The 12,738-nt window shown below is 47.3% G+C and carries 9 protein-coding genes; 6 read left to right on the top strand and 3 right to left on the bottom strand.

The genetic code is table 11. The features are described from left to right. Window positions 1-12: 12 nt before the first annotated feature. Both rarD and H9J30_RS20475 read right to left on the bottom strand, forming a co-directional pair. The gene (gene rarD, locus H9J30_RS20480; RefSeq protein ID WP_240132678.1) at window positions 13-897 is read right to left on the bottom strand and encodes an EamA family transporter RarD; all 885 of its coding nucleotides are present in this window, start codon (window positions 895-897) and stop codon (window positions 13-15) included. A gap of 216 nt (window positions 898-1,113) precedes the next feature. Then, complete coding sequence (locus H9J30_RS20475) at window positions 1,114-1,578, bottom strand: thioesterase family protein (protein ID WP_240132677.1); 465 nt, start codon at window positions 1,576-1,578, stop codon at window positions 1,114-1,116. Between the two features lie 256 nt (window positions 1,579-1,834). On the opposite strand from H9J30_RS20475, the gene recQ reads away from it, so the two are divergent. Beyond that, complete coding sequence (recQ, locus tag H9J30_RS20470; protein ID WP_240132676.1) at window positions 1,835-3,658, top strand: DNA helicase RecQ; 1,824 nt, start codon at window positions 1,835-1,837, stop codon at window positions 3,656-3,658. On the opposite strand, the gene H9J30_RS20465 is transcribed toward recQ, so the two are convergent. Continuing rightward, window positions 3,640-5,418, bottom strand: a complete 1,779-nt coding sequence (locus H9J30_RS20465; RefSeq protein ID WP_240132675.1) for a diguanylate cyclase domain-containing protein — start codon at window positions 5,416-5,418, stop codon at window positions 3,640-3,642. The two genes, recQ and H9J30_RS20465, sit on opposite strands and share 19 nt — an antisense overlap. 496 nt (window positions 5,419-5,914) lie before the next feature. On the opposite strand from H9J30_RS20465, the gene leuA reads away from it, so the two are divergent. The 5 genes from leuA (at window position 5,915) to H9J30_RS20440 (ending at window position 12,556) form a co-directional block, all read left to right on the top strand. Beyond that, on the top strand, window positions 5,915-7,483 hold the full coding sequence (gene leuA, locus H9J30_RS20460) for a 2-isopropylmalate synthase (RefSeq protein WP_240132674.1): 1,569 nt from the start codon (window positions 5,915-5,917) through the stop codon (window positions 7,481-7,483). A gap of 48 nt (window positions 7,484-7,531) precedes the next feature. Continuing rightward, complete coding sequence (gene leuB, locus H9J30_RS20455; RefSeq protein WP_240132673.1) at window positions 7,532-8,626, top strand: 3-isopropylmalate dehydrogenase; 1,095 nt, start codon at window positions 7,532-7,534, stop codon at window positions 8,624-8,626. Beyond that, window positions 8,626-10,050, top strand: a complete 1,425-nt coding sequence (leuC, locus tag H9J30_RS20450) for a 3-isopropylmalate dehydratase large subunit (RefSeq protein WP_240132672.1) — start codon at window positions 8,626-8,628, stop codon at window positions 10,048-10,050. The genes leuB and leuC overlap by 1 nt, the downstream gene beginning before the upstream one ends. Before the next feature lie 24 nt (window positions 10,051-10,074). Then, a complete protein-coding gene (gene leuD / locus H9J30_RS20445) occupies window positions 10,075-10,680 on the top strand; it encodes a 3-isopropylmalate dehydratase small subunit (RefSeq protein WP_240132671.1) in 606 nt (201 codons plus the stop codon). A gap of 529 nt (window positions 10,681-11,209) precedes the next feature. After that, complete coding sequence (locus H9J30_RS20440; RefSeq protein WP_240132688.1) at window positions 11,210-12,556, top strand: outer membrane protein transport protein; 1,347 nt, start codon at window positions 11,210-11,212, stop codon at window positions 12,554-12,556. Window positions 12,557-12,738: the final 182 nt, after the last annotated feature.

The raw sequence follows: 12,738 nt of genomic DNA, 5'->3' as shown, positions 1-12,738 counted from the left end.
GCGTGATAATGTTTACGCCGTTTTGCGTTTGTAAGCCATATCGAAGGTGAACACTAACAGGGCGCTCCAGATAAAGCCGAAGGTGATGCTCTTCTCGGCATCGAAGGGTTCATTGAATAAAGTTACCGCGAGGATAAACATAATACTCGGGCCGATATATTGGAAAAAGCCTAGCATAGACAATGGAATGCGCACGGCAGCACCCGCAAAACACAGCAGTGGAATGGTGGTGATAATCCCCGCGGCAATGAGTAACAAATTAAGATGCCAATCGTTAGTGAGCATATTGGCTGTGGCACTATCTAGGGTTGCGACCAGATACACTAATGCGACTGGTAGCAGAATAGCGGTTTCTACTAACAGCCCTGATTTCGCATCCACATTGACCTTTTTTCGCAGCAGCGCATATAGCCCGAAGGTGCCTGCTAACGCGAGGGAGACAATGGGAATTGAGCCGAATGAAATCAACTGAATAAGTACGCCAGCACTCGCCAGCGCAACGGCAAACCACTGCAGCTTACGTAATCTTTCCCCTAAAAACAGCATGCCCAGCAACACATTTAGCAATGGGTTAATAAAGTAGCCTAAGCTGGCATCGAGCATATGATCATTATTGACAGCCCAAATGAACAGCAGCCAGTTACCAGCAATTAGCAGAGAGGTGATAGTCAGTACAAGCAGTTGTTTTGGCTGTTTAAACAGTTGGCGGAGTTTTCCAAAGCCACCGATAAACAACATGATGATCACCATAAACACAAATGACCAGATCACCCGATGCAGTAAAATTTCGGTCGCAGAAACATGGTGGAGTAGTTTGAAATATAAGGGCGCAAATCCCCACATACAGTAAGCACTGACGGCGAGTAGGATCCCTTTGCGGTATTCAGTATCAGGCATGAGACATCTTCGATAGATTACAGGACGGCGATTGTAGGAGTGTACGCCGCTTGACTCAAGGTGTGTGCAGCCTCCTTTTTCGTTACAGGATGTCTCAAACGACGGGAGTTTAAAAATAACTAAGAGGAAAACAACTGTATAATCAAAGTGTTTTCCTCCAGTTTATCGAAAATGAATACGGTAATTTATTTCCGAAGACACGTCCAAGGCAACTGATTAGCCAACCATATAAGTGCCTGTGCCGAAGGCAATATGGGTTCCTTGCTCATTGTGTAACTCCATTCGGCAAACCGAGACACGATTACCGGCTCGGATCACACTGCCGGTGCCTGTAAAAATCTGTCCGCGTCCAGGTCTGAGATAATCGACTCGCATATCGATGGTGCCTAAGGTTTGCAGCCGTTGTTGTAATTCTTCAACTGTCCAATCATCACGGCTGGCAACGAGGCCCGCAAAGGCCGTGAGTCCACCCACGACATCGAGCACTGTCGCCGTTACGCCGCCGTGGAGAATTTGCTGGTGAATATTGCCTATGAGTTCTGGCTTCATATTAATCGCCACTTCAACTCCATCGATATCGTAGCGTTTGATGTCCAGACCCAATAAATTATGAAAAGGCACATGCTGATCAAATACTTCAGCAACGCGCTTGAGTACTTCGGTTTGAATTGGGTTGCTCATGTTGTTCGTCCTTGTTGTTATTCGGCTTCTTAGTATATGAGTGGGGACGCTTTGAATGTGCGCCCGACTAGAGCAATTAATCTACAGTGAAGCGTGCACAGAATGCAACTTAAGCCATATTGATGATGGGGATTGAGGTTGCGGGCGCTTTTAGCCGATGCTATTTAAGCCAGAATAGGTTTACGACAAGATGGCGCAAGACAGGAGCGATTCTGTCCTTTAGAATAGGCGGCCTTACTTTTTGGCTAGAAGATCCATGGAAACTCAGTTACTCAACACGCATGATGATCCGCTTTCGGAGCGCCTCGCGCAGGTGTTTGGCTACCGTGACTTTAGGGACGGTCAGCGCGAAGTCATCGAGCGGGTATGTCGTGGTGAGGATTGCCTGGTAATCATGCCCACTGGTGGCGGTAAGAGTCTGTGTTATCAGCTGCCAGCGCTGATGATGCACGGCATCACTATCGTGGTATCGCCATTGATTTCATTGATGAAAGATCAGGTTGATAGTCTATTGCAGACAGGCATGAATGCCGCCTATTTAAACTCTTCACAGCCAAGAGAGCAGAGTTTAGAAGTGCTTCGGCAGTTGCATCGCGGCGAGCTAAAATTGCTTTATGTGTCCCCCGAGCGCCTACTTACGGCAGATTTTATTGAACGCATGCAGTCATTGCCGCTGTCGATGTTTGCAATCGATGAAGCGCACTGTATCAGTCAGTGGGGGCATGATTTTCGACCTGAATATGCCGCTCTTGGGCAGTTAAAACAGCTTTTTCCCCATGTGCCAATGATGGCGCTGACAGCCACTGCAGATCAGGCAACGCGGCAGAATATTTGTGAACGTTTAGGCATCAATCCCTTCAAGTTATTATCAAGTTTCGATCGGCCTAATATCCGTTATACCGTGGCTGAAAAACTCAATGCAGCTAATCAATTACGCCAGTTTTTGCTGCAACAAAATGGCAGTAGCGGCATTATTTACTGCAGCAGTCGCCGCCGGGTTGATGAAGTCGCTGAGAGGCTCACGCTACAGGGGTTTCATGCTAAGGCTTACCACGCGGGAATGACGCCAGAAGAACGCGGCGAAGTGCAAAATAGCTTTCTTAAAGATCAAATAGATATCGTGGTTGCGACCGTAGCTTTTGGCATGGGGATTAATAAATCGAACGTGCGCTTTGTGGTGCATTACGATATCCCTAAGAGTATCGAGGCCTATTACCAAGAAACTGGCCGTGCAGGCCGTGATGGACTCGAGGCGGAAGCCTTTATGTTGTTCGATCCTGCCGATATTGGTCGAGTGCGCCATCTAATAGAACAGTCTGAACCTGGGCCGCAGCAACAAGTTGAATTCCATAAACTCAATACCATGGCCGCCTTTGCTGAGGCGCAAACCTGTCGGCGCCAAGTCCTGCTGCATTATTTTGATGAAAGTGCGTTAGAGCCTTGTGGTAACTGCGATATTTGTCTTGATCCACCTAAGCGCTATAACGGTAGCGAGGATGCGCAAAAGGTACTTTCTTGTATTTATCGACTCGGACAACGCTTTGGCATTAATCATTTAATCGAAGTATTGCGCGGCTCAAAAGGCGCTGCGATTGTTGACCGTGGCCACGATAAGCTCAGCACTTGGGGTATTGGTAAAGATAAGAGCCATGAATATTGGCTGAGCGTTATTCGCCAACTGATCCATTTGGGCCTGGCAAGTCAAGATATTACTCGAGGCTCATCTATCACCTTAAACCCCTCTGCAAGGCCAATTCTAAAAGGTGAAGTTGCGCTGATGTTGGCGGAGCCGCGTATTCAACTCACCAGCATAAAGCGTAAAACGACCCAATCGAGAGTGCCGCTTAACTATGATCGCAAGTTATTCGCACGCCTTAAAACACTGCGCCGTGAGATTGCCGAAGAGCAAGATGTACCGCCTTATCTAGTATTTAACGATGCGACCTTAGCGGAAATGGCTGCCATGATGCCGACAAGCCCTGGAGAAATGCTTGCTGTTAACGGCGTGGGAGAGCGTAAACTCAGTCGATTTGGCGGCGAGTTTCTCGATGAAATCACGGGTTATTTAGCGGGTGAGTAGTCGTTTGGGGTGTCGCTGACCTTGAGTTTACTTAATTGATTGATGCTCGCGCGTTTTACTAAAGAGTCAAGGTTATCAAAATGCTGCATCGCTGCAATCCCAATATTGACCTTGTTTGTACCTTGCAATGTTTGAATCGTGGGCGTTAATTGGCTAACCACCCGTTGTGCGCCGACGGCCGAGGTGTAAGGTAGTACGATCACTATGTCATCCATCGAATACCGTAATAGTATGTCTTGCTCACGGAGTTTATCTTGTAACTTATCAAGCAAGGTTGGCAGAGCAACTTGGCGAATTTGACTGGCATTAAAAAGTAATAGTGTCAGCGGATAATCGCCCTGTTTGGCACTATGTAGGGTGAGCTCAAGTTGTTGAAGGGGAGGAAGATGATGGGGCTTGGTGTCGGGAGAGGGGGCTCGTTTACTTTGCTTATCGATAAAGTACCAAATCGCGCCACCTAATAGTGTCATTGTCATTAAAAACAAGATGCTAAAGGCCCAGTCTACATTCAGTTGATCTAACAAACTAGGATTGCTCTGTGGATCATCCGCGCTGAGTTGGGACAATCCTTGCTGGTTTAATCTGGCTTTAAACTGCAAAATTCGGGTGTGATTCATGGACTCGTTAGCCAGTTCTGCCGCATCGAAGCGTTTTTGTAAAAAATCGTAGGCGAATTTATAGCTATCCTGGGCCTGATAGTAATCACTCAAAATACCATAGAATCCTTTTAGATCAGTATATTGCTTGAGGGCTTCGCCCTGTTCAATCGCGGAATGCATGAGCGTAAGAGCCGCTTCATCCCTGTGCTGTGCAAATCGAATTTGAGCGAGTAAACGGGTTGAACGCATCACTGCAACCCGTTGGTTTTGTTGCTTAAAGGTGTTTGTTGCAATGGAGATATATTCTTCGGCGGTGTCGATTTTGCCTTTATCAAGTGCAATAGAAGCTAAAATCGCATAGCTATAGGCGAGTTCGAGCGGGGAGCCAATTTCTGGCAGCAGAGTTTTGCTCTGTTTTTCTAATTGATCGCTGTATTCACGCTCTCCATTATCCAGCGCAATACGTGCGCCGTTTAGCAGTAACACGTGCTGTACTTTTCCTTTGGCATCAGCGCTGTTCAGTGCAAGCTTGGTGTAATACATCGCTTGGGGTAAATCTTGGGTGGCATACAACAAACTCCCCATTGCAGCATAGACATAGGCCTCTGGCGGCCATATCCAGTTTTGCGTTTGAGTATGGATGTCGGGATAGATATCGATAGCGATGCGTAAATCCTCAATCGCGGAGGAAAAATTATCCGTATTGGTATCCAGTTGCCCTCTTAAGCGGAGCGCATCGATAAGGGCTTGAGGTTGTTGATAGCGTCGAGCAAGGGTGATTGCAGAATCTAATAGGGGTAATGCGTCTTGAATGTTGTCGTAATTAAGATAAGCATCGGCCTGACAATTGAAAAAATAGGGGCGTGCTTGATCTAACTTAAGCTGTTTCGCATGGGCTTCACCCATTTGCGCAAGGTTAATCGCAGCTTCGTTCTCGCCGAGTTGCAACAGGTTTTGGCACTTCAATATGCTCAGGCGAAGCTTATCAATATTGCTAGTATTATCAGTTTGTTGTTGCTTTTCTAATACGGTAATTTGTGCCAAAGCTTTGGTTGGATACTGATAAACTTGTTGTGTCAGCTTATCGAGCTGGTCATTAGCACAGGCCCATAATGGGACAAGCCATAGTAATAGGCTCAGCGCTAAGGCGCGAAAATCCATTTTTTGCTCCATACCGTGCATTGATTCTTCTATCCGTGGCCTCGGGCGAGGATTATAACGTGTCTCACGCTATTTTTGCATAAAAAATGATTTTTTTGTTAAAAAGTTGAGCGGCGACATTTAATTTATTTTGCTTTGACAGCAAGGTGTTAACAAAAATGGCTTTAGGTAAAAATTCAGTTTTTTGCCGTTTCGCGGCAGATATTTTGGGGAACATGAAAAAAATTGGGGTTGACACATTTAGTCAAGCGAGTTAAATATTAACCTCATTAGATATTCAATCAACAGAATAAATATTTAGATTAAATGAATAGAATTGGCAGCAAACTCGACCTCCTCCTTCTCTCTCTCGCGCCACAAACGCGGAGGTCTTAGTGTTGCTCGCTCGATAGAAAGGCAAAACACTCATAAACCCCGCACCAATGTTGCGGGGTTTTTTGTATCTGAATACAGCAAAAGTTAAATAATGAACGGTGACGTTCCATGGAGAAGCGAGATGTCTAACAGAGTAATTATATTTGATACCACCTTACGTGATGGCGAGCAGGCATTAGCCGCTAGCTTGTCAGTCAAAGAAAAGTTACAGATCGCCATGGCGCTGGAACGTCTCGGTGTGGATGTGATGGAAGTGGGATTTCCGGTGTCTTCCCCCGGTGATTTTGAGTCGGTGCAAACCATTGCTCGCACCATTAAAAATAGCCGAGTGTGCGCCTTATCCCGCGCCTTGGAAAAAGATATCGATGCTGCCGCTCAAGCATTATCGGTGGCTGAACAGTTCCGTATTCATACCTTTATTTCCACCTCGACTATTCATGTTGAGAGCAAGTTAAAGCGCTCATTCGAGCAAGTGTTGGAGATGGCGGTCGGTGCGGTGAAATATGCCCGCAGGTTCACCGATGATGTGGAATTTTCCTGCGAAGATGCAGGGCGCACGCCGATTGATAATTTGTGCCGTATGGTAGAAGCGGCGATTCATGCTGGCGCTCGTACCATCAATATCCCCGATACTGTGGGTTACACTGTGCCAAGTGAGTTTGGCAGCATAATTCAAACCTTGTTTAATCGTGTACCGAATATCGATCAGGCGATTATTTCTGTTCACTGCCACGATGATTTAGGTTTATCGGTCGCGAACTCGATTACTGCTGTGCAGCATGGCGCGCGCCAAATCGAATGTACCATGAATGGTATTGGCGAGCGTGCGGGTAACTGCTCTTTAGAAGAAATCGCCATGATCTTAGCCACCCGCAAGAATTTGTTAGGGTTTGAAACGGGGATTAATGCGAAGGAAATTCACCGCACCTCAAATTTAGTCAGCCAGTTATGCAATATGCCTATTCAGTCGAATAAGGCGATTGTGGGCGCCAATGCCTTTACCCACTCTTCGGGCATTCATCAAGATGGCATGTTAAAAGCGCAAAACACTTATGAAATCATGACGCCAGAAAGTATTGGTTTGAATCGCAACAACTTGAATATGACCTCGCGCTCGGGCCGTCATGTGATTAAGCATCGCATGGAGGAAATGGGTTATAGCGAGCATGATTACAATCTGGACGCCCTGTACGAGCAGTTTTTAAAACTGGCGGATAAAAAGGGTCAAGTGTTTGATTATGACTTAGAGGCCTTAGCTTTTATGGAGGCACAAGCGGCGGAAGATAATTTTTATCAATTACAGCAATTGGTAGTGCAATCCGACTCGACTGAAGGCGTGGCCACGGCAACGGTGCGCATCGAGGTGGGCGGTGAGATTAAAACTGAGGCCGCGACAGGCAATGGCCCTGTTGATGCTGCCTATAACGCTATCGCCCGTGCGACGGACCGTCGTATCGATATCATCAGCTACAAATTAGGTGCGAAAGGCGTAGGGCAAAATGCCCTGGGCCAGGTCGACATTACCGCGGTGTACCATGAACAAAATTTCCACGGTGTGGGTTTAGCCACCGATGTGGTTGAAGCATCAGCACGTGCATTAGTGCATGTGATGAACCTGACCTGCCGCGCCGATAAGGTCGCAAATTATAAGCAGAATATGCATAAAAACAGAGAGCTGGGTGGCGTATAGCTTAAGCTTCGAGCATAAAATATTCACATTGAAGGAGTGAGCGGGCGTATGAGTTATCAAATTGCAGTATTAGCGGGTGATGGTATTGGGCCTGAAGTGATGGCCGAGGCGCGTAAGGTGTTAAAGGCGGTTGAGGCACGTTTTAGCCTTCATATTGAATATACGGAATATGATGTCGGCGGTATCGCTATCGACAATCATGGTTGTCCATTGCCAGAGGCAACGCTTAAAGGTTGTGAGGCGGCCGATGCCATTCTATTCGGTTCAGTCGGTGGCCCCAAATGGGAAAAACTGCCGCCAAATGAGCAGCCTGAGCGCGGTGCACTGCTGCCGCTTCGTGGTCACTTCGAGCTGTTTTGTAACCTACGTCCAGCCAAATTGCATGATGGTTTAGAGCATATGTCACCGCTGCGCAGCGATATTTCTGCCCGGGGATTCGATGTCCTGTGTGTGCGTGAGTTAACCGGCGGGATTTACTTTGGAAAGCCTAAAGGCCGCCAAGGTGAAGGTGAGAGCGAAGAAGCCTTCGATACCATGCGTTATAGCCGCCGTGAAATTAGCCGTATCGCCCGCATCGCCTTTGAAGCCGCCCGTGGTCGGCGTAAAAAAGTGACCTCAGTGGATAAAGCCAACGTCTTAGCTTGTTCGGTATTATGGCGCCAAGTGGTAGAAGAAGTGGCGGTGGATTTCCCCGATGTTGAGCTGGAGCACATCTATATCGACAACGCGACCATGCAGTTGCTGCGCCGCCCCGATGAATTTGACGTGATGCTGTGCTCTAACTTATTTGGTGACATTCTATCGGACGAAATCGCCATGCTAACCGGCTCCATGGGCTTGCTGTCTTCGGCGAGCATGAATAGCACAGGCTTTGGTTTATTTGAACCCGCTGGTGGCAGTGCGCCGGATATCGCGGGTAAGGGCATTGCTAACCCCATTGCACAAATTTTGTCGGCTGCATTGATGCTGCGCCACAGCTTAAAGCAAGAAGAAGCAGCAAGCGCGATTGAACGTGCCGTAAGTAAGGCGCTCAATTCTGGCTACTTAACCGGTGAGCTATTAAGTAGCGACCAAAGACACAAAGCAAAAACAACCGTGCAAATGGGCGACTTTATCGCCGATGCAGTCAAGGCAGGTGTGTGATGACAGTTCTTTCAAAAACAATCGCCCCAAAAACCCTGTATCAAAAGGTGTGGGATGCCCATGTAGTGGCAATCCCTGAGGGTGAAGCACCGATCATTTATGTCGACAGACACTTAGTCCATGAGGTGACTTCTCCCCAAGCCTTTAGTGGCTTAAAAGTGGCTGGGCGTAAGTTGCGCGCGCCCGAAAAAACCTTTGCCACCATGGATCACAACACTTCGACACGCAGTGCCAGTCTAGATGCCTTAAGCCCTATGGCGCGCACTCAGGTTGAGACCTTGGCGCAAAACTGTAAAGACTTCGGCGTGCGCTTATATGACATTCACCATCCGAATCAAGGCATTGTGCATGTGATGGGGCCTGAGCTTGGGATTACCTTACCCGGCACTGTCATTGTGTGCGGCGATTCCCATACGGCTACCCACGGCGCCTTTGGCGCTCTGGCCTTCGGTATTGGCACATCTGAGGTTGAGCATGTATTGGCAACCCAAACCCTGCGCCAATTAAAAGCCAAGACCATGAAAATCGAAGTCCGTGGTCAGGTTACCGATGGCGTGACCGCCAAAGATATCGTACTGGCGATTATCGGTAAGATAGGTATGGATGGCGGCACGGGTTATGTGGTTGAGTTTTGTGGCGAGGCCATTGAAGCCTTATCGATGGAAGGGCGCATGACAGTCTGCAATATGGCGATTGAAATGGGCGCTAAGGCGGGGATGGTTGCGCCGGATCAAACTACCTTCGATTACTTAGAAGGGCGTGAATTTGCACCGAAGGGCGAAGATTGGGGGCAGGCGGTCGCTGAGTGGAAAACACTGAAAACCGATGTTGGCGCTGAGTTTGATGCCACCGTGGTGTTGGATGCTGCCGATATCGCGCCGCAGCTCACGTGGGGTACTAACCCTGGACAAGTCGTTGCTATCGATGCGCCAGTGCCTAATCCTGCCGATGAGGTGAATCCAACGATTCGCGCTAGCATGGAAAAAGCACTGGACTATATCGGCTTAACTGCTGGTACGCCAATGACAGATGTGGCGATCAATAAGGTCTTTATCGGATCTTGCACTAACTCGCGGATTGAAGATTTACGCAGCGCGGCGAAGCATGCCAAAGGGCGCAAAGTGGCTGCGGGCGTTACGGCAATCGTAGTACCGGGTTCTGGCCAAGTGAAGGCACAGGCCGAGGCCGAAGGCTTAGATAAAATCTTTATCGAGGCCGGATTCGAATGGCGTTTACCGGGCTGCTCTATGTGTTTGGCAATGAACGATGACAGATTAGAAGCGGGTGATCGCTGCGCTTCGACCAGCAACCGTAACTTCGAGGGGCGCCAAGGCCGTGGTAGTCGCACCCATTTGGTGAGTCCGGCGATGGCTGCTGCGGCGGCGATTGCGGGCCATTTTGTCGATATCCGTAAACCTTACTAACCGTCATCCCAACAGGAGAAGTTAATGCAACCTTTTACTCGCCATACCGGGCTTGCGGTGATGATCGATAGTGCGAATATCGATACCGATCAGATTATTCCGAAGCAATTTTTATCTAAGGTGACCCGCGATGGATTCGGTGTGCACTTATTTCACGATTGGCGCTATCTCGATGATGCGGGAGATGTGCCAAACCCTGAGTTCACCCTAAACAAACCTCGCTATAACGGTGCTTCGATTCTGCTGGCGCAGGAAAACTTTGGCTGTGGCTCAAGTCGTGAACACGCCCCTTGGGCATTGGCTGATTTTGGTCTGCGCGCCATTATAGCACCCAGTTTTGCCGATATTTTTTATGGTAACTCCATCAATAATGGTTTATTGCCAGTAAAGCTGAGCGCGAATGAAGTGCGTCAGTTAATGGATGAGGTCGCGAGTGAAGAAGGCGCACAAATCACTGTCGACTTAACCACTTGCCAAGTGACAGCGCCTTCTGGCGCTCAGTTTAGCTTTAGTCTGGCTGAGTCAGCGCGCCACAAACTGTTAAATGGATTAGATGCCATAGGCTTGACCTTGTCTCACGGTGCGCAAATTAGCGAGTACGAGTCACAGATCCCAAGTTGGCGACGCTGAGCAGTTCGGCGAACACTTGTACCTTAATAGATGTTAATCTTAAACGCCTAGTTCGAAAACTAGGCGTTTTTATTATTTTAGTTAATGCCTTTGTGTTTAATTTATTGTATTTAATGGTTTTTATTTTTGTTGGTATACACATTTTATTAATCATGATAATTAGTAGCGATTTATGCTGAATTGTATGGCTATGAATGGCTTACAGGTGTTTATCGGAGTTTTGTTTTTATTTATTTGTTTTTAAATGAGTTGTTTTTAAAGCTTGATTGATTTGAAAGTGGCTTCAGCGAGTGGTACTTCTAATTATTCCTACTTGTTTGTGTTTTAAAAGTGATTTGCCTCACTAAAAGTATTGCACCATATGTAATATCTAGTTTTTTTATCTGTTTTGGTTCTGCTTATTGCAAACATCTTCTGCATCAGTAAACTGCGCGGCATTCAATGTGGAGTGTTTACTCTATTTTGTGTGAGCGCCATTGTGATCCAAGTTACTGGCACACGATAACAATAATATTTTCTGAGAATAATGATGCAAAAACGTCTTTTGACTTTGGCTGTGACTGCAGCCCTATTAAGCACAACGACTCAAGTCCATGCCGCTGGTTTCCAGCTCGCCGAATACTCTGCTACGGGTTTAGGCCGTGCCTTCGCGGGTGAAGCCGCTATAGCGGATAATGCCTCTGCTCAAGCGCGCAACCCTGCGATGCTGACCTATTTAGAAGGTCGCCAGCTGTCTGCGGGTGGTATCTATGTGATGCCCAATGTAGATGTGAAAGGTGACGTGAGCTTAAGCTCTCCATTACTTGGTCCCAACCCTATAGTAATCAATGGTGATGCCTTGGATGTCGCGGGTGATGCATTGGTGCCCAACTTCTATTATTCCAATCAGTTAAATGACCAATGGACTTGGGGTCTGGCAGTTAACTCGAATTATGGTCTCGCCACTGAATTGCCTGCGACCCATGCTGCGGCTATTTTTGGTAACAAGACCTCGGTCACTACCGTTGAGTTTAATCCAAACATTGCATATCGCATCAATGATGCGGTTAGTGTTGGTGGTGGTGTGCGTATCGTTTATGGCGAAGGTGAAATCGGTGCTTCGTTACCGGGCTGGGTGGATAAAATTAAACCCGGTTTACCCCCTCAAGTGGCTGGCATGCTGCCTCCTGGTGGCACTGAACTCAAAAGCATGAAGGGTGATGACATTGGCTACGGTTGGCAACTCGGTGCTAGCTGGCAAATTAACCCAGCCCATCGTTTAGGTTTGGCTTACCATAGTGGTGTGCAGCTTGACTTAGATGGTCATGCTTCTGGTGTGATTTATGATGGTGGTCAAAACCTATCAATCGAAGGTTATTTACCACTTGAGTTGCCTGCGTTTGCAGAGTTGTCGTCTTATCATCAATTGACAGACAACTGGGCGATGCACGCTAGTGTTAACTGGACGGATTGGAGTGTATTCGATCAGTTAGTGGCTTATTTCCCTGGTGAAGTTAAGCCAAAGGGCGGCTTAGAATCTGATCTAGTAAAAGAAGAACACTTTGAAGATAACTGGCGCTTTGCTTTAGGTACGACTTACCAAGTGAACAATGAATGGTTAGTGCGTGCTGGTGTGGCCTTAGATAAAACCGCCGCAAATGATCAGTGGCGCACGACAACAATCCCTGACTCTGACCGTTTGTGGTTCTCTGTAGGGGCGGGTTATCAAGCGACTAAGAATCTCAATATTGATTTGGCGATCACTTATATCCGTGCTACGGGTGATGCGCCGATCAATGAACAGCAAAACCTGCTCAACTTAGCAACAGTTAACTTTAACGGCGAAGCGAGCGGTGATGTTTGGTTAGCAGGCATTCAAATGAGCTATAAGATGTAATGCTTAAATAATAAAAAAGCCCTGAATTTTTAGGGCTTTTTTGTATATACAATTTCATCAGTTGATTTTAGTTTAGGCGTGTTTACGTTTCGAGATTAAATTTTGTTCGTTCTGGCATGCTCATGCTCGCGAAACGAGGAATGATGTGTCGTTATTCTACTCAAATGACGAGCGGCTCTTAT

It is taken from the genome of Shewanella cutis, from assembly GCF_022410515.1.
In the GTDB taxonomy this organism is placed as follows: domain Bacteria; phylum Pseudomonadota; class Gammaproteobacteria; order Enterobacterales; family Shewanellaceae; genus Shewanella; species Shewanella cutis.
Note: the sequence above shows the minus strand (reverse complement) of the source record. Positions and strands in the feature narration are given on the sequence as shown.